The 16703-nt window shown below is 43.1% G+C and carries 17 protein-coding genes and 3 pseudogenes; 9 read left to right on the forward strand and 11 right to left on the reverse strand.

Annotation, left to right across the window (positions count from 1 at the left end; all coding sequences use genetic code 11):
- Nucleotides 1-50: 50 nt before the first annotated feature.
- Nucleotides 51-647, forward strand: coding sequence for an NADH-quinone oxidoreductase subunit J (locus GQR42_RS24430; RefSeq protein WP_158201961.1), 597 nt, complete (start codon nt 51-53; stop codon nt 645-647).
- 25 nt (nt 648-672) lie between these two features.
- Entirely contained in the window at nt 673-978 is a 306-nt protein-coding gene (gene nuoK, locus GQR42_RS24435; protein ID WP_197533180.1) for an NADH-quinone oxidoreductase subunit NuoK, read from the forward strand.
- A 584-nt stretch (nt 979-1562) separates the two neighbouring features.
- On the opposite strand, the pseudogene GQR42_RS24445 reads toward nuoK, so the two are convergent.
- From GQR42_RS24445 to GQR42_RS24455, 3 genes and pseudogenes are all read right to left on the reverse strand, one after another.
- Nucleotides 1563-2191 (reverse strand): annotated as a pseudogene (locus GQR42_RS24445) (DUF1361 domain-containing protein).
- A gap of 3 nt (nt 2192-2194) precedes the next feature.
- The gene (locus GQR42_RS24450; protein WP_158201963.1) at nt 2195-2611 is read right to left on the reverse strand and encodes an acyl-CoA thioesterase; all 417 of its coding nucleotides are present in this window, start codon (nt 2609-2611) and stop codon (nt 2195-2197) included.
- Nucleotides 2612-2618: 7 nt separating this feature from the next.
- The gene (locus GQR42_RS24455; RefSeq protein WP_158201964.1) at nt 2619-3137 is read right to left on the reverse strand and encodes a cofactor assembly of complex C subunit B; all 519 of its coding nucleotides are present in this window, start codon (nt 3135-3137) and stop codon (nt 2619-2621) included.
- Nucleotides 3138-3272: 135 nt separating this feature from the next.
- Between GQR42_RS24455 and GQR42_RS24460 the strand changes: the two genes are divergently transcribed.
- On the forward strand, nt 3273-4178 hold the full coding sequence (locus GQR42_RS24460) for a metal ABC transporter permease (RefSeq protein WP_158201965.1): 906 nt from the start codon (nt 3273-3275) through the stop codon (nt 4176-4178).
- Between the two features lie 239 nt (nt 4179-4417).
- On the opposite strand, the gene GQR42_RS24465 is transcribed toward GQR42_RS24460, so the two are convergent.
- Both GQR42_RS24465 and GQR42_RS24470 read right to left on the reverse strand, forming a co-directional pair.
- The gene (locus GQR42_RS24465; protein WP_158201966.1) at nt 4418-4756 is read right to left on the reverse strand and encodes a DUF5615 family PIN-like protein; all 339 of its coding nucleotides are present in this window, start codon (nt 4754-4756) and stop codon (nt 4418-4420) included.
- Entirely contained in the window at nt 4753-4977 is a 225-nt protein-coding gene (locus GQR42_RS24470) for a DUF433 domain-containing protein (protein ID WP_158201967.1), read from the reverse strand. Before GQR42_RS24470 ends, GQR42_RS24465 begins: the two co-directional genes overlap by 4 nt.
- A 264-nt stretch (nt 4978-5241) precedes the next feature.
- Between GQR42_RS24470 and GQR42_RS24475 the strand changes: the two genes are divergently transcribed.
- Nucleotides 5242-5466 carry a hypothetical protein gene (locus GQR42_RS24475; protein WP_158201968.1) on the forward strand — a complete coding sequence of 75 codons (225 nt, stop codon included), beginning with the start codon at nt 5242-5244 and terminating at the stop codon, nt 5464-5466.
- Nucleotides 5467-5556: 90 nt separating this feature from the next.
- Here the strand turns inward: GQR42_RS24475 and GQR42_RS24480 are convergent, their stop codons facing one another.
- From GQR42_RS24480 to dxr, 5 genes are all read right to left on the reverse strand, one after another.
- Nucleotides 5557-6162, reverse strand: coding sequence for a DedA family protein (locus GQR42_RS24480; protein WP_158201969.1), 606 nt, complete (start codon nt 6160-6162; stop codon nt 5557-5559).
- Between the two features lie 154 nt (nt 6163-6316).
- Complete coding sequence (ahcY, locus tag GQR42_RS24485; protein WP_158201970.1) at nt 6317-7594, reverse strand: adenosylhomocysteinase; 1278 nt, start codon at nt 7592-7594, stop codon at nt 6317-6319.
- 144 nt (nt 7595-7738) lie between these two features.
- Nucleotides 7739-8410: a riboflavin synthase gene (locus GQR42_RS24490; protein ID WP_158201971.1), complete on the reverse strand. Its 672-nt coding sequence runs from the start codon at nt 8408-8410 to the stop codon at nt 7739-7741.
- A gap of 15 nt (nt 8411-8425) precedes the next feature.
- Complete coding sequence (locus tag GQR42_RS24495; RefSeq protein WP_158201972.1) at nt 8426-9721, reverse strand: glutamate-5-semialdehyde dehydrogenase; 1296 nt, start codon at nt 9719-9721, stop codon at nt 8426-8428.
- A gap of 328 nt (nt 9722-10049) precedes the next feature.
- Nucleotides 10050-11222 carry a 1-deoxy-D-xylulose-5-phosphate reductoisomerase gene (gene dxr / locus GQR42_RS24500; protein ID WP_158201973.1) on the reverse strand — a complete coding sequence of 391 codons (1173 nt, stop codon included), beginning with the start codon at nt 11220-11222 and terminating at the stop codon, nt 10050-10052.
- A gap of 147 nt (nt 11223-11369) precedes the next feature.
- On the opposite strand from dxr, the gene GQR42_RS24505 reads away from it, so the two are divergent.
- Complete coding sequence (locus GQR42_RS24505; RefSeq protein WP_233271157.1) at nt 11370-11717, forward strand: hypothetical protein; 348 nt, start codon at nt 11370-11372, stop codon at nt 11715-11717.
- A 97-nt stretch (nt 11718-11814) separates the two neighbouring features.
- Complete coding sequence (locus tag GQR42_RS24510) at nt 11815-11961, forward strand: hypothetical protein (protein ID WP_158201974.1); 147 nt, start codon at nt 11815-11817, stop codon at nt 11959-11961.
- 509 nt (nt 11962-12470) lie between these two features.
- Here the strand turns inward: GQR42_RS24510 and GQR42_RS24515 are convergent.
- Nucleotides 12471-13788: pseudogene (locus tag GQR42_RS24515) on the reverse strand (NF041680 family putative transposase).
- Between the two features lie 1230 nt (nt 13789-15018).
- Between GQR42_RS24515 and GQR42_RS24520 the strand changes: the two are divergent.
- The 3 genes and pseudogenes from GQR42_RS24520 to GQR42_RS24530 all read left to right on the forward strand — a co-directional run bounded on the left by GQR42_RS24520 (nt 15019) and on the right by GQR42_RS24530 (nt 16683).
- Complete coding sequence (locus tag GQR42_RS24520) at nt 15019-15177, forward strand: hypothetical protein (RefSeq protein ID WP_158201975.1); 159 nt, start codon at nt 15019-15021, stop codon at nt 15175-15177.
- Between the two features lie 77 nt (nt 15178-15254).
- Nucleotides 15255-15491, forward strand: coding sequence for an alpha-ketoglutarate-dependent dioxygenase AlkB (locus GQR42_RS30205; protein WP_371731327.1), 237 nt, complete (start codon nt 15255-15257; stop codon nt 15489-15491).
- Nucleotides 15492-15528: 37 nt separating this feature from the next.
- A pseudogene (locus tag GQR42_RS24530) lies at nt 15529-16683 on the forward strand (ISL3 family transposase).
- The last annotated feature ends 20 nt before the right edge of the window (nt 16684-16703 follow it).

The raw sequence follows: 16703 nt of genomic DNA on the forward strand, positions 1-16703 counted from the left end.
TGATAACTAATAACTAATAACTCTCAAACATAAAAGGAGATGAAACTACTGTGAATTTAGCCGAGGGCGTTCAAATAGTATCTTTTGGCATTTTAGCGGCCCTAGTAATCGGGACAGCTTTAGGCGTGGTACTATTATCTAATATCGTTTATTCCGCCTTTTTATTGGGCGGTGTTTTTATCAGCATTTCGGGTTTATATCTCTTACTAAATGCTGATTTTGTAGCGGCGGCACAAATTCTAATTTATGTGGGCGCAATTAACGTTTTAATTCTCTTTGCCATTATGCTTGTTAACAAGCAAGAGGACTTTTCTGATATTCCTAAACGTTGGATCCGTCGGGCATCTACTGCTTTAGTTTGTCTGGGTTTATTTGTGCTGTTATCGACCATGGTTTTAATCACACCTTGGTCAATTTCTAGCACTTCTCCCGCCGTAGTGACTAATACTTTAGTAGAAATCGGTAAGCATTTCTTTAGTGATTTCTTGCTACCCTTTGAATTAGCTTCCGTGCTATTATTAATGGCCATGGTCGGAGCAATTATTTTAGCCCGTCGTGACCTTATCCCCACCCTGAAAGCTGAAGAACCTACGGCCACAGCCTTAACCTTACCCGAACGACCCAGAGAATTAACTGCCCCTAAATAAGACCAAAGAAAGAGGTATCATGCAGATTCAGTTAGAGTATTATTTGTTATTAGCGGCGGCTTTATTTTGTATCGGAATTTACGGTTTAGTCACCAGTCGCAATGCTGTCCGGGTTTTAATGTCGATCGAATTGATGCTCAATTCTGTTAACATTAACTTGATGGGTTTTTCCAACTATCTTGACCCCGCTAATATCAGAGGCCAAATTTTTACCATTTTCGTGATTACCGTAGCGGCAGCCGAAGCAGCCGTGGGTTTAGCGATTATCCTTACCATCTATCGTAACCGCGACACCATCGATATGGAACAGTTTAACCTGCTCAAATGGTAAGGTGGTGAACTACCTCGACCCGCTATGCGCAATTGAACTCACGGGGGAATGCCTGAAGATAGAATACCTAGGCTCACCTTTTGGACGTACTTCCCCTCCTTGAGCAGTATTAATTTTTGTGATAGCACCCTTGAAAAATTGGGTATTGTTTGCACAAAATAGTCGCAGTAATCTTTCTAGGTCAGCGTCATGACTTCTACTCTAATTGGCAAGAGTTCTAATCTCATCAGGTGGTGAACACTACGAGAAACTGAGAAAACGGGTTTCTTCGAGAAACCCGTTTTCTGGACTGCCAAGGGGTAAGATTGCTTTGCAGGGGGTTTTAGCTGAAAGAGAAAGGTTAACGCGGAAATTATCCCCCTCGCCATCACCCGCTAAAATTTTCATGGAGAGGAAGTAATTCAGAGATAAGGGACTGTGGAGTTGTTGGGTTTCGTTCCGAGGGACTAACCTACGAAACTCACCCCATCACCAGTCAATTGACTTTTTCAGCAAGCTGACTCCTAACCCCACCAACAAACTTTTTCGGCAAACCCTAATTAATCCGAAAGGGACTAGGAGAGGGTCTAAATCCCCCATAGGCGTTAATTGTAGCCGAAAAATCGATTGTAAAGCCTTTTATTGATCTCGTATACTAGCCAAATAATTAAAAAACAGACAGAGATGAATATCAAAGGTTTTTTAGTCAGTAAATTCTGCAAACTCCAGAAGAATTCCTGCGGTTGAGTGACTAGATACCAACTATTCAGTCGGAGAAACCTTCCTAAATAGATACCGATCGCACTTAAAAATGGAGAGTTATTTCTAGGGGTAAAACTGCTGAATTTAGCTGACTTTGCTGACAATAACTTTTTAAATTAAGTAAGGAGAGAACGTATAGCTGAAAGCCAAGGAAAATAAAGATACTATACTGGGGAATTAAAACTAAAAAAATTAAACTTTTGGCGTAATCCTGCTGAACATAAGAGATTAAATGAATGCTATCGGTGAGAATATAAGGAGCATTGGGTAAAAAAAGCAGGAAAAATAAGAGAATTAACCACCAGAGTAGGGAACGAGAAAAAGCGATCCGAAATAACCAAAAGCTGAGGATAAAGGGGATAAACGCCAGAAAAGAATTCCAGATAATCCTCCCGGTGCTAAGGTGAAATAATTGCCAAGCATTGTGCCACCAATCCCTAGTTAAAATCATTGTTAAATCTGCCCAAATCATCCCTTAAATACCAGTCTCCTCTAGGGTTGATAAATATCCTAACCAATTTTTTAAAGATTCCGGGAAAGGGATTCTTTGTCTAGCGGTGGGAGCGATGCACACATGGTGGGTTTTCGCTTTTCCGACCATGATTTCAGCCAAATAAATTTTATACTGCAATTCAAACTCGTTTTCGCTTAGGGATCGGGCAGTGAAATTAATCTGTATTTGATCGCCACAAACAAGGGGACGAAAAAACTGGATTTCCGCTTGAGTAATCGGTAGAGCAACCGGAGAATCTTTCAAAAAATCCTTGATATTGATGCCAAATTGTGCTAAAGAAAACTCGTAGGCTTCATGACAGATCGAGAGAAGATGGGCAAAATAAACCACACCGGCCGCATCGGTATCGGACAGATAAATTAGGCGCTCGTAGGACATAAAAGGCTTATTGTCTTTCTAGAAAGGTTAAACTATCTTGTAGTTGTCTTAACTCGTCTCGATGGGCTTTGACAGTTAATTCCGTTTGCTGAGATTTGCTTTCTACTTTAAAAGCCACTTCCTCTAAACGGCCGACTTTTTGCCAATAGAAAACACCCGCGAGGGGAGATAAACCCACAAGAGCAAAAATATAGGGATTAGTATCAGGAAATAACAGCGATAACACCAGTGAGAAGCAAAATAAACCCAAGGCCGCCAAAATTGTCAAAAATATCGATAGAAAGGGGCTAGGCGGCACAAAACCCTGTAATCTGACAATATTCTGTTCAGGTTCGATCGCCTTGACTTGATAGGAACGTCGGTCAAAATAATCTCGCAGTTGTTCTAATAGTTGGTCGTCACTGGTACTGGTAAGATAGACACGCTGTTCGATACGCTCTTTGACGGAACCGCGAATAAAAAAGAATAATCCCACCATGAGCAGGAGAGTCAGAAAAAAAGTTGAGGAAAGAACGGGGGTATCCATGGCGGCAGTTAGGAGCGAAAAAACTTACAATTAATCCTAATTATCCTAACCTATCTTCTCCCCCGATTCAGAAGATAGTCCCTAGGAGCAAAACCTCGATCGAGAATCAGAAAAATTTAACCCCAAGGCAGATTCATGGGCAACAATCTATTAACAGGATTAATCGAACCCTTACAGTATAGTTTCATGCAGAGATCCCTAATTGAAGCTATCATCGTCGGCATCATTTGTGCCGTGGTGGGAACCTACCTGATGGTACAACGTTTGGCTCTCTTGGGGGATGCCATCAGTCACTCGGTCTTACCTGGACTAGCGATCGCTTTTATTGGTAATTTTAATCTTCTCCTGGGTGCTTTACTAGCCTCAATGGTCAGTACCCTACTGATTAACTTGATCCGTAATCGTTCCCCAATCAAAGAAGATGCGGCCATGGGTATTGTTTTCTCGGCTTTTTTTGCCCTTGGCATCACCCTGATCACTCTCATCCAAAAAAACAACAAAATTGACCTTAATCACTTTCTCTTCGGCAATATTCTCGGTGTTACTGCTGCCGACATCCGCGATACCCTAATTATTGCCATTATCGTTTTATTAACCGTTTTGCTCCTGTATAAAGAACTATTATTCTACACTTTCGACAAAATCGGGGCGCAAGCGGCAGGTTTACCAGTAAATTTATTAGATTTAGGCTTAATGCTCCTGATTGGTCTGACAATCGTTGCTAGTCTGCAAGCGGTGGGAGTAATCCTCGTTTTGTCCCTTTTAATTACCCCCGCGGCCACTGCCTATCTTTTAGTTACCCGTCTCCATCAAGTCATGGGTTTAGGTGTGGGTGTGGGTATTATCTCTAGTATCAGTGGGATGTATTTAAGTTATTACTGGAATTTACCCTCTGGACCGGCGATCGTGCTTGTCGCTTTTACCCTATTTATGTTGGCCTTTTTATTCAGTCCCCGTCAAGGAATTTTCAATCATCCCTCTAGTCTAGGTAGTCAACTTTCTATCTGGGTAGAGATGAAAAATTTGTTGAGAAGACGTTAGTTTGCAGGAGAAGGTGGTATTGAGCAAAAAAAGCCAACGGCCGAGATAACTGCGATAATTTGCTAGACTTTTAGAGGCTCTTGCCCTGATATTGTATTAATTTTATCGTTTCATATTGTACTTAAGCGACATACCAGACCACAGCATTAGGTTAATTCTTCCCCACAAGAATCTGATATTGGAGAATAGTCATTTGACCTCTTGTATTGGGTAGCTCTTGGATTCATTAGCCTGTACAGCTAGTTTCCGCTAATTTCTACCAATGTCTCACCAGCAGCTAAAAGTTCTAAAGCCCTGGACAAAGTCTCACTCAAGATTTCACGCAACCGGGCATTAGAGGTGTTGCCACAAGTCAGCCAAATAATTTGTGGGGGCGAACCAAGTCGCTCAACTAAATCTACAAAATCGCTATCTTTGGTCATTAGGATAGCTCTTCGAGCTTTTGCAACCTGAAAGATTTCAGTATCTTCAGCATCTCTGAGTCCAAGATCACGCAAAGCCACAGCTTCAATCTCAAGTGTAGTGCTAATCCAGGTGGCAATTGCGGGAGACAAATGTGCGTCAACCCAAATTGTCATGCCACTAAAACCGGGTGATTAAGCTTCCGCGAGGCATATAAAAGCGCTGCTTTCAAATCATCTGCCTCAAGATCAGGCATTTCATCTAGAATTTCTCCCGCGCTTAAACCTGCCGCGAATAGATCTAACACATCTGATACCCGGATTCTCATTCCTCGAATACAGGCACGACCACCGCACTGCCGAGGATTAACTGTAATTCTTGAAAGCAATTCCGCCATTATAAGGTAGCTCTTACGATCTTTACCTTTATTGTGAACTAGAGTGCTAAAAGTTTCAACAAAACAGGGTAGGCATAGTTCACCTTGTCAATAATGAAAATTATAACCAAGGTGGTGGACATCTATCCCCATTTCTGTTGAAACTTCTTGTAGAAATAGTCCAAAGTTTCTCCAAAATCCTCTTGTCAATAGCTTTTGAGATGCTCTCACCCTGTTATAACATATAATTAATTTGCAAGAGTTCTAGTTAACTTGGTTAGGGCTATGGATTTATTAAAAAATCGCTTTGTGCAGTCGTTAGGAGTCGGGGCGTTGTTTTACCTCCTAATGCTTTCCTTAAATTGGGTGGTGTTGTTCACCCTGAGAATTCTTGAATCTTTTTCTAGTTGGTATCGATACCGCGCCGCTCCCTATTCCTTCCAAATCAGTATCGGGGTGACGCTGGCCTATTTGCTGATCACGGCCGTCTTGAGTAGTCGGCATGATTAGTAGTAAAACGTAGGGTGCGTTAGACGGCAAAAATTGCTGATTTGACTCGAAGGTGACAATCCGTCGTAACGCACCACCTATGATCAACATTTACTCATACCGGCGGTTACGTTTGCGGATAATCCAGAGGATAAACCAGATAACGAGGGCAAGTAAAGCGATTTTTGAGACGGGAGCCAGATATTCTTCCACAAGGGGGTAATTCTTCCCTAAAAAGTAACCTGCTGCCGTTAAAAAAATGACCCAGAGGGTCGTGCCGATGGTGGAGTAAACTAAAAAGGGAATCATCGCCATGTGATTCATCCCGGCAGGTAGGGAAATCAAAGTTCGTACTCCAGGAACCAAACGACAGAGTAAAACCGCTTTACTACCGTGACGGTTAAACCATTGATTGGCTTTTTGAATATCTTTAGCGGAAACGGTAATCCATTTGCCGTATTTATCGGCTAGTTTTTCGATTTTTTCCTCATCCACAACCCGACCCAGATAATACCAAGGTAGCGCTCCGATGACTGTACCAAAAATCCCCGCTACCACTGCCGGAATAAATTCCATTTGTCCCTCATGGACGGTAAAACCCGCTAGGGGCATAATTAATTCCGAGGGAATGGGAGGAAAAAGATTCTCTAAAAACATTAATAGGGCTATGCCTAAATAGCCCATAGAAGTCATTGTATTTGTAATCCATTCAGTCATAATTTTTTAGGATTTAGAAAACAGTTTTAAAGTAAAGTATTTTCAGTGAACAGTAATCAGTGAACTGAAAACTGAAAACTCACACCTGATAACTGATAACTGATAACTCACACCTGAAAACTCACACCTGATAACTGATAACTGATAACTGATATTAGGTTCCGGAAGTCCAGGAGTTGATATATTCTAATTGGGCTTCAGTGAGGGTATCGATTTCAATCCCCATGGCTTGCAGTTTCAAGCGGGCGATTTCTTGGTCTAATTCGTAGGGAATCGAGTAGATGCCGGGGGCCAATTTACCTTGATTTTTAACCAAGTATTCTACACCGATCGCCTGGTTAGCGAAACTCATATCCATAACGGCGCTAGGATGACCTTCGGCGGCTGCCAGGTTAACTAGGCGACCTTCCCCGATAACAACGACGGATTTACCGCTTTTTAGGCTATATTGTTGGGTAAAGTTGCGAACTTCCTTAACATTATCGGCTTTTGCGCCTAAAGCTTGCAGGTCGATTTCAATATCAAAGTGACCGGAGTTGGAAACAATCGCCCCATCTTTCATCAGGTCGAAATGTTCGGCCCGGATAACGTGCTTGTTACCAGTTACGGTGATGAAGATATCGCCTTCTTTAGCGGCTTCATCCATGGGCATAACCCGGAAACCGTCCATCGCTGCTTCAATGGCACGCACGGCGTTAATTTCGGTGACAATTACATTAGAGCCTAAACCTTTGGCCCGCATAGCCACACCTTTACCACACCAACCATAACCAGCCACAACCACGGTTTTACCGGCAAGGAGGATATTGGTGGCGCGAATGATACCATCAAGGGTAGATTGACCTGTACCGTAGCGATTATCAAAGAAATGCTTGGTTTCTGCGTCGTTAACGTTCATTGCGGGGAAGGATAACACCCCGGCTTTGAGCATGGCTTGCAAACGGACGATGCCGGTGGTAGTTTCTTCGGTAGTACCGATAATGTCGGGTAATTGGTGACTTCTTTCTTTAACTAGGGTGGCCACTACATCACAACCATCATCGATGATAATCTGGGGTTTGTGATCGAGGGCGATTTGAACGTGACGGTGATAGGTGTCGTTATCTTCCCCTTTGATTGCATAAACGGGGATGCCGTAATTAGCGACCAAACAAGCGGCCACATCATCTTGGGTGGAAAGGGGATTACTGGCAATTAGTAACGCATCAGCGCCACCGGCTTTTAGTGCGATCGCCAAATTAGCGGTTTCGGTGGTAACGTGACAGCAAGCGACTAAACGCAGTCCAGCAAAGGGTTTTTCGATAGCGTAACGTTCGGCTAATTGACGCAAAACGGGCATTTCCCGTCCGGCCCATTCGATGCGTTGTTTGCCGATGGGGGCTAAACTAATATCTTTAATGTCGTATTTCTGTTGAACTGGTGTTGCTACCATAAGGGGTTTTCCTTAAATACAAGCCTCGGCTATTGGTTAATTTAACTTAACATTGTCTGGGGATTTTGGCTAATGTCAAGCTTTTCACTGGGTTTTTATATAGGAAAAAGTTATCAATCAGATTTCCACTGGGTTACGCATTTTTTAATAACCATGTTCAGCCAGAAATTCTAGGCTAATCTCGGTAGGAGGGTGATAAGAGCGCATTCTTAGCAATTTTTCCACATATTTGCCTAAAATATCCCCTTCTAGATTCACCCAATCGCCTAATTTTAAATGGGAAAGATTGGTTTCGGCGTAGGTGTGGGGGATGACTGCCACTTTAAACCAGCTGCCGGAGGCATCGCAATCGGCCACGGTTAAGCTAATGCCATTAACAGCTATACTGCCCTTACCGACGATATAACGAGCTATATGGGCATTCCACTGGTCTTCTAGGGAACTAGGGGCAGAAAAGGTCATTTCCCAAGAATTAGCCACAATTATCGATTCGAATAAACAGCCAATTCCGTCCACATGACCGGTGACAAAATGACCGCCGATTTTACTACCCACCCGCAAAGAGGTTTCTAGGTTAACGTTGGTTTTTGTTTGAATCCTTCGTCCCAAAGTAGTGCGCTGTAGGGTTTCCGGGGAAGCGGTGGCCAAAAAACCCTCTGGGAGAATTTGCTCAACTGTCAAACAAACCCCATCCACAGCCACACTATCACCAATCATTAAATCTTGGAGAATTGTATTAGAGGATACAGACAAATATAGTCTATCAGTATCCACGACCCGAATCGTTCCCAAGGCTTGAATTAATCCTGTAAACATCTGCTTTTTTCTCGACTATAAATCTTTGTGAGTGAAAGATTGGGCATTTTCCCCAGAATAATCGGCGACAATATGACCATCTCCGGCTAATTGATATTTGTAGGTCACTAATCCCTCTAATCCCACCGGACCGCGGGGAGGCATTTTTTGGGTGCTGATACCCACTTCGGCCCCGAAACCGTAACGGAAACCATCGGCAAATCGCGTGGAACAATTATGAAAAACTCCGGCGGCATCGACTTGATCGCTAAAGGTCTTGGCTGTGTTAAGATTTTCGCTGACAATGGCTTCCGTGTGTCGAGAACCGTAATAATTAATATGTTCGATTGCTGATTCTAGACTATCAACAATTTTAATTGACAGAATTAAATCACTATATTCGGTTTGCCAGTCTTCTTCTGTGGCCGATAGCACGTTAATAATCTGACGAGTTGCTTCATCTCCCAATAATTTAACCTTTTTTTCCTCTAATAATTGTGCCACTGCGGGCAAAAGTTGTCTAGCGATGTCTTGATGAACCAATAAAGTTTCAATGGTATTACAAGCGGCAGGATATTGGGTTTTGCTATCGACGGTAATCCTGATGGCTTTGCTTAAATCTGCTTCTTTGTCGATGTAGAGATGACAGATACCATCGGCATGACCGAGGACGGGAATGCGGGTATTATTTTGGATATAACGAACAAATTCGTTAGAACCTCTAGGAATAATTAAATCGATGTATTGATCAAGTTTTAAGAGTTCCTGAATTTCTTCTCTTGTTGTTAACAATTGCACCGCCGCCGAATTAACTTTAGTTTCACTCAATGCCCGATGAATAATTGTTACTAAAGCTTGACAAGAACGGATCGCCTCTTTCCCCCCTTTTAAAATAACGCTATTACCGGATTTAATCGCTAAACTGGTAATTTGAATTAAAGCATCGGGACGAGCCTCAAAAATAACACCTAAAACCCCTAAAGGACAGGTCATTCTCCGAAGAATTAAACCTTGATCTAATTCCCGATTAATTTGCATAGTAGCTAAAGGATCTGCTAATTTAGCCACATCTCGCACCCCGGCAATAGCGGCTTTTAATTTGCTGGGACTTAACTCTAACCGCGCACATAAAGCCGGAGATAATTCCATCGCCTTGGCTGTTTGAACATCGGCGATATTAGCTTCTAGTATCTGAGCAGCATTGGCAGTTAAAGCCTCAGCAATAGCCTCTAAAGCTTTATTCCTTTCTTCGTTAGTCAGGATAGCCAGTTGACGACTCGCTTGACGGGTTTCTCTGGCGATTTCGGGGAGGGATAGAGAAGTTGTAACCATAGAAAATTAAAAGTAATAACCGCTATCTTGTTTATCTTATCTTATTTTTGAGAAAGTTTCAGGGTCATTAGACCTCTAGTCAGGAGAATTAAGAATGAATCATAATCAATTAAATGATCTATTTACAGATTTTAGGCAATTTAATCCTTATTTTTGCTGGTTTTGAACCCTCAAAAATTAATTAGGCAAGAGGTTTATTGAAGGTTATCAACTCTTGTCATGATCATCATAAATCTAGTTAACTAGAAAAAATAGCCGAAATTAGTGATTTTTCTATCCTATATCTGTAGAGACATTATAGTTAACATCCCTACAGCATCTAGACTATCTAGACCGGATTGGCAATCAGACAGTTAGATACCTCTTGACGCGCCCAATTATCGGCGGCTAAAATGTCATCTAGGCTAGGGGTAGAACTGTTATGAATTGTGAAGCGATCGCAGACTTTTTCAATCACCCGGGGAATATCTAAGAAGCTAATCTTTTCTTCTAAAAATAATGCTACCGCTTGTTCATTGGCCGCGTTTAATACTGCTGGCATTGCCCCACCCGCACGCCCGGCTGCGTAGGCTAATCCCATACAGGGATATTTTTGATGATCGGGTTCTTTGAAGGTTAAACTGCCGGCTTTAACTAAATTTAAAGGTTCCCAATCGGTATAAATTCTTTCAGGCCAAGACAAGGCATATAACAGGGGTAAACGCATATCAGGCCAGCCTAATTGGGCTAAAACTGAGGTATCCTGTAACTCAATTAAAGAGTGAATAATACTTTGGGGATGAATAACAATATCGATCGCATTGTAATCGACACCAAATAAATAATGAGCTTCGATAACTTCTAGACCTTTATTCATTAAAGTAGCCGAATCGATGGTGATTTTTCTGCCCATCGACCAGTTAGGATGTTTGAGGGCATCAGCTACGGTTACTTGCGGCAATTTTTCCACCGGCAAATCGCGAAAAGCTCCCCCAGAAGCGGTGAGAATAATCTTTTTTAATCCCCCAGTAGGAACTCCCTGTAAACATTGAAAAATAGCTGAATGTTCCGAATCGGCGGGTAATAATTTAACTCGGTGTTTTTCCACTAAAGGCAGCACCACCGGACCGCCAGCAATCAGGGTTTCTTTATTAGCGAGGGCGATATCTTTACCGGCAGTAATAGCGGCAATTGTCGGCAGCAATCCCGCGCAACCGACAATTCCCGTGACGACGCTTTCGGAATCGCCATAACGGGCCACTTCGATGACTCCTTCCTTTCCTGCTAGGATAATCGGGGTGTAGTCAAGGTCAGAAATTAGGCTTTTCAGGTCTTCTAGTTGACTTTCGTTATTAATCGCCACGATTTGCGGGCGAAATTGCCGAATTTGCTCCGATAGTAGTTGAATATTATTACCCGTGGCTAATCCCACCACTTGAAACTTATCGGGATGATCGGTGACAATATCGAGAGTTTGAGTACCGATCGAGCCAGTAGAGCCTAAAATCGAGATTTTTTTCATTAGAAACTTAATATAATTTGGGGATTAGCTTTAAATATACGTTCTCTGGGGTCCTTCTGGCACGTCAGCGTAAATATTAAACATTTGTTAAAAAAGTTGATAGGTTGACTTTTTTATGCTATGGGTTAGAAAGGGTCGGCGATAGAGATGGTGAGAGAATCGAATAGAAAAGCCAATGGATTAGGCTGTCTAGCGGGGGGTCTGGTTTTTTGCCTCTTATTTCCCCTGTGTGTTTACGTTTTTGGTTGGTTATCCTTCGCTCTTGGGATGAGTTCGGTAGGGGGATCAATCATGATGGGGATTCTGTCCTTAACTCTTTTATTTGGGGGAGGATTCGCATTACCTATATTCCTCAGTTGTGCCGTGGGAAAAGCTGTTATACCATTTTTCAAAAGTAATGACAGAGATGGTTATGCCTGGTACATCTCAATTTTGTCGAAATATCTAGATGACATTTTGGGCGCACGCGGTGCGCCCCTACCATTGGCGCAATGATATGATTGTAGGGGCGAATTGCCTTCGCCCTCTTTGAACAACTTCTGCTGCTCACCTATAGGTGAGAGAAAATCACCAACAGGAGATGCACCCGGTTATGCCTGCTACGAATAAAGAAAAATGGTATAACACAGTCATCACCACCGCCAGCAGTCCCCAACTGTCAACAGGAAAACGAGCGATCGCTGTCCGGTTAGTGGATGTGTTCGGCAATGATGCCAGTGCCACAGCTGAGGTGAGATAAAGTTTTTGGGAAGGGGGAAACCGGAACCGCAGACATCTCACCTTAAGATTTATCTCGCAATCAAAGAACAAGGGATCCGCCACAGCCTCCCCCGCCCCGGCATCCCCTCCCCCCCCAGCCCTTGGGGAGGGGGGGAGCCAGAGACTAAAACACAAAAGAATACCAAATTCCAAACTAATCGGACTACCGGCAAAGCTTCGATCGCTCGGGCCAGAAAAACCAGCTTGGCCAAAATTATCGGACTACCGGCAAAAATCTAGAAAGCTGATTTTGCTGGAACCTTCGCTCTACCCGGAGCCACGCCAAACTAATCGGACTACCGGCAAAGAACGACCCTCGATAACCAGCCGAGCGGCGAACTTCGATTAATCCCACGGCTAAAGCTTATCCTCGCCGCTCCGCTTGCCTGTAGTTTAGACTAACTGTAGTTTAGACTAAAAAATTCGCCTAAAAATAATCCAGCCTTATGAAAATAGCTGAAATCAAAAATCTTTAAGCAAAAAGTAGAGTTAGGATGCTTTTGTTGCCGATTTTTTAGGGGTTGAATGTCGTTTTTTCACAGTAGGATAGGTCTTTCTTTTACTGCGAGTCTTCCCTTTTTCCCAGCCGGGAGACTTTCCTCTAGTTTTAGGTGGTTGAGCGGGCGAACCAATCTCTATCAAAAGGGAAAACAGAGACTGTGCTACCCTTTCAGGAGTTAATAGGGTTTGCGGTTTTTGCCAAGGAAGATGATAATCTGCTACCAAATCTTTGGCTAACCATAATTGCCAAGTCATCAACGGCATTAAATCACTCCATCTCTCACATTGAACAGGTGTACTTAAAGAAGGTAAAGTCCAATGTAATCTTTGCGAGCGCAAAGCGATACCAATGGTCAACTCCAAAACGACGTGCATATTGTGACCAAACTTTTTCTAAGGATAAAAATGCCTCTCCTACCCAAATTAACCATAAGGGGCGATGTGCCTCTCCCGTTTTTTTAGGATTCAACCTTTCCACTTTAATTAGACTTAATTTCTGCTGAGAAGCTGTTTTAAAATGTAACTGTTGCCATTGACTCACTCGGATTAATCCGAGTTTCGGATCATTGATTTCCACTGTTGCGTCGGTTGGCCACCATGTGGATTCGTCATTGATTTTAAATTGTCTGCCATGTTTTTTTGGTCTTCCCTTACCCCCATAAGCTTCTGGTTCGCCATATAGACAACAATTAAAGCGGATTCTCATCAGTTTACTTGCTTGGATATCTGCTGTTTGATTTACCCATGAACTATTGCCGTATTCACAATCTAATACTACCAAAACTTTTTGTTGAATTGTTTTGCCGACTTCTTGGAGTTGCCATTTGGCTTTAGCTATCGGTGTTTCAAAGGATGTGATTCTTTCATGTCTTAAGGGTAATGCCCAACTTCTTTCCCCTTCGGGTAGCCAGACAATGGTGCTATAGCCTTGTCCTAATACTGTTCCATTTTTTGATGCCGCGCTATGTTGATAGCCTCTATCTTTCATCGTTTTAGCATCCTTCAATTCCCATGCTGTATGATCTATTGCTAACAAAACATACTCCAGTTCTGGTATTTCCTGAACATATCTTTTCATTAACTGGTTTCGGTTGGGACGACAATCTTCAAGAGATTCGTATGTACTATGCCATTTCCTTCTGAAGAAAGGGGACAGTGACAAGTCTCCCAAGCAATAGGCATTTCTGGTGGTCATGATGCTATCCATTAAGTCAAAGGTGGCATCTTTGGCATTACCTAACAGTTGGTAGGTATCTTGGCGAAATCTGGTATATCTGTTATATTTGGTCCTAGAGAGAGGATAAATTCTTGAACATCTTTTATTTTCTCTCTATTTTGCTTGATTCTTCCTCTTTTTTCTTTTTAGGTTTCTCATTTAGTCTAAACTACAGATATGAAGCAATTAAAATAATTTTTATTTGGATAGATTCTTTAAATAAAAAAACTTTTACTCTTGAAATAATATTAAGTGGAAGCTAATAAATACTTAATTAAAAAACAAAGAGAAATTGCGGGTTTCGCGGGCGGGGGGATTCTCCTTCTTACCCATGCTTACCGGTGAAGTATGCCCCCGCACCTTGTCCCCCGCGCCGGCCACCCACCCCACCACCCCACCCGCCGCCCCGTCCTGATCACAAAACGGAAAAAGAAGGGCTAACAGGGGTGGCGGTTTTTTGGAGCTTATCGGTGGGGTGGGACCCCTCTGGTCGCTTGCGTCTTTCGCTCGCCTTTGGGGTCTTGAACTTCGCTGACGGCGGGCTGGTGGGGGGGCGAGCGAGCCGCCAGCTTCCCGCCGGGGTCCTTGAGCTTTTTTCCTTGACTGGCGCGCGCTGCGCGCCAGATATATTTATTTTTCCTTGAAACTATGCTATAATGATAATAGTTTCTGGGGATTTGACCTATGCTTTCTCTTTTTTCTGCCTGGTCGGTTGGTTTTTCTGGCTCTCGCTCTCCTTCTCTGGCTGCTGCGGCTGCTCTAAGCGACTTGCTCCCTCTTATATCTCCTTGCTCTCGGATTTCGGTGGGCTGCGCCGACGGTATCGATCGCTTGGTCCGGGACTTCTTTTCTGGGTCCCCCTCCCTGCTGGTCTTCTCGGTGGCCTCTGGGCGCTTTGGTTCTGGGCGCTCGGCCTTTGCCCGCCGGTCGATCGCTTGCGTCCGATCGGTTGCCCGCGGCGATCGAGGCTTGCTGGTGGTCCTGCCTTCCTCTCCGATCTGCCCGGCGGTCGTCTTCCCGGCGCGGCGATTCTTTGGGGGCGGCTCCGGTTCTTGGGGGTCCGCGGCCTTTGCTCTCGGCTCCGGGCGGCGAGTCCTTTTCTGGCTGCCCGGCCCTTCGGCTCCCCCTGCTTGGGCCGGGATCGAATGGGAGCGCTGGAATTCTTCCTGGTGGCTGGGGCTTCCCCTTCCCCCCCCAGCTCAGTTATCTCTCTTTTAGTTTTTTTGTACTATACTTGGCTTTTTAGCCCGGGCATTTTCTTGATTATTCCTTGAAACCGTGCTATAATAAAAGAATGAAACTCAATAGGAGCAAGGCTTTATGACCTACCGATGCCCTCGAATTAATCCCTATCCAGAAGAAACTCCGATCACCGACAGACAGGGCTACTACCTAAAAGCGAATAGCGCCAAAGAAGCGATCGAATGGATGGGGCGCAGATTCCCTGGAGAAGAATTCATAATCGAAATTTGGCAATAATCCCAGAGCGGGGAGCTTCTCCCCGCTATTTTCCCAATCCACAAGAAAAATAGCGATCAAAAATGGCAATCATAATAATGCAAAAAATGCCGCCATCAGAGAGAAAAATTTTGATCGGCGAACTAGGCAAAATAATCGAGGAAGCCCCCCTATTTACCCCGCAAATGCCCAAATCAGGGGCAAATTTTCACTATCAGATGAGCAATTGCGGGCAGCTTGGATGGATCAGCGATCGATCAGGCTATCGATACACCACTAATCACCCAATCACCGGGAAGCCTTGGCCGCCTTTGGCTCTTCTAGGTTCTGTGTGAGCATGGTATAATAGTAACACAGAACGGGAGGTGGGTTATGTGGATAAATTTTGAACAACTCCTCGATTTACCAAATGTAACAGTGGTCAATTATCAAAAAATTGAGCAGACAATTTTCCTAAAGCTCGCTCTTTTAAATGAAACAATTGAATGTCCGAATTGCCATCAAATCTTGGACAGAATCAATCAGACAGAGTATAATCTAGTCAGAGATTTGTCAAGATTAGGCAATCGAGTATATTTAGAAGTACCACGCCGCCAGTTTCATTGTCAAAAGTGCCAAAAGTATATCAGCGAAAGACTGAGTTTTATGAGATTAAGACAGCCTCAGACAATTCGCTATGAATCGATGATTTATGAGAGAGTAAAAAATTGTAGCATCGAAGAAATAAGTCGAGAAGAAGGGTGAGGATGGGAAGAAGTTGAGTTAATATTTAATCACTGTGCTAAAGAACTAGAAAAGGAAGAGTGGGAAGCACCAGAACGAATAAGCTTGGATGAATTTAGTAACTTAAAAGGACAGAAAGATTTCATAACAACGGTCGTAGCTCTGGACAAGAAAATTTTACTAGATGTGATTAAAGGACATAAGCAGGAAGAATTAATGGAAGCCTTAAAAGCACAGCCAGACGCAGTTCGGGAGAAGGTGAAAGAAGTGAGCGTCGATATGTGGTCAGGATTTACAGCAGTGATCAAGGAATTATTTCCCAATGCTAAAATCATCTATGACCGTTTTCATGTAATGGCTATCATCAATGACGAGCTTAATAAATTGAGAAAGTTAATGGGGGTGCATGAAAAAGGATTACCTCATTTATTATGGAAGAATAAAGAGGACTTAAAGGACGAGCAAAAACAACAACTAGAAGTTATCCTGAAAGAACATCCATGCTTAGGAATGGCCTGGGAAATGAAAGAAGAAATTAGACAAATTTATCAAAGTTGTAGAACCTTCAGAGGTGCTGAGAGAAAATTGGAAAAATGGATAAGAATAGGTGGGATATTATATCAAAGTAGTGCCAGCATGATCCAGAAGCATTTGCCGGGTATTTGTAATTACTTTGAAAATCAGACAACCAACGGATTAATTGAGGGAATGAATACCAAAATAAAGCTTATTAAAAGAATGAGTTATGGATTTACCAATTTTCAACATCTTCGACTTAAGCTGTTTGCTTGCTTTAATTCATAACAAAAATTAACACACGAAAA

The sequence above is a fragment of the Microcystis aeruginosa FD4 genome (assembly GCF_009792235.1).
GTDB lineage: Bacteria > Cyanobacteriota > Cyanobacteriia > Cyanobacteriales > Microcystaceae > Microcystis > Microcystis viridis.

Coding starts and splice junctions, on each gene's coding strand:
- dxr (WP_158201973.1), bottom strand. CDS start 11,222: ATGAAAAAAATCTCGATTTTAGGCTCTACTGGCTCGATCGGTACTCAA.
- GQR42_RS24495 (WP_158201972.1), bottom strand. CDS start 9,721: ATGGTTACAACTTCTCTATCCCTCCCCGAAATCGCCAGAGAAACCCGT.
- GQR42_RS24470 (WP_158201967.1), bottom strand. CDS start 4,977: ATGGCGGAATTGCTTTCAAGAATTACAGTTAATCCTCGGCAGTGCGGT.
- GQR42_RS24450 (WP_158201963.1), bottom strand. CDS start 2,611: ATGTCCTACGAGCGCCTAATTTATCTGTCCGATACCGATGCGGCCGGT.
- GQR42_RS30205 (WP_371731327.1), top strand. CDS start 15,255: ATGCAAAAAATGCCGCCATCAGAGAGAAAAATTTTGATCGGCGAACTA.
- GQR42_RS24455 (WP_158201964.1), bottom strand. CDS start 3,137: ATGGATACCCCCGTTCTTTCCTCAACTTTTTTTCTGACTCTCCTGCTC.
- GQR42_RS24475 (WP_158201968.1), top strand. CDS start 5,242: ATGGATTTATTAAAAAATCGCTTTGTGCAGTCGTTAGGAGTCGGGGCG.
- GQR42_RS24480 (WP_158201969.1), bottom strand. CDS start 6,162: ATGACTGAATGGATTACAAATACAATGACTTCTATGGGCTATTTAGGC.
- GQR42_RS24490 (WP_158201971.1), bottom strand. CDS start 8,410: ATGTTTACAGGATTAATTCAAGCCTTGGGAACGATTCGGGTCGTGGAT.
- ahcY (WP_158201970.1), bottom strand. CDS start 7,594: ATGGTAGCAACACCAGTTCAACAGAAATACGACATTAAAGATATTAGT.
- GQR42_RS24505 (WP_233271157.1), top strand. CDS start 11,370: ATGGTGAGAGAATCGAATAGAAAAGCCAATGGATTAGGCTGTCTAGCG.
- GQR42_RS24510 (WP_158201974.1), top strand. CDS start 11,815: ATGCCTGCTACGAATAAAGAAAAATGGTATAACACAGTCATCACCACC.
- GQR42_RS24460 (WP_158201965.1), top strand. CDS start 3,273: ATGGGCAACAATCTATTAACAGGATTAATCGAACCCTTACAGTATAGT.
- GQR42_RS24465 (WP_158201966.1), bottom strand. CDS start 4,756: ATGACAATTTGGGTTGACGCACATTTGTCTCCCGCAATTGCCACCTGG.
- GQR42_RS24520 (WP_158201975.1), top strand. CDS start 15,019: ATGACCTACCGATGCCCTCGAATTAATCCCTATCCAGAAGAAACTCCG.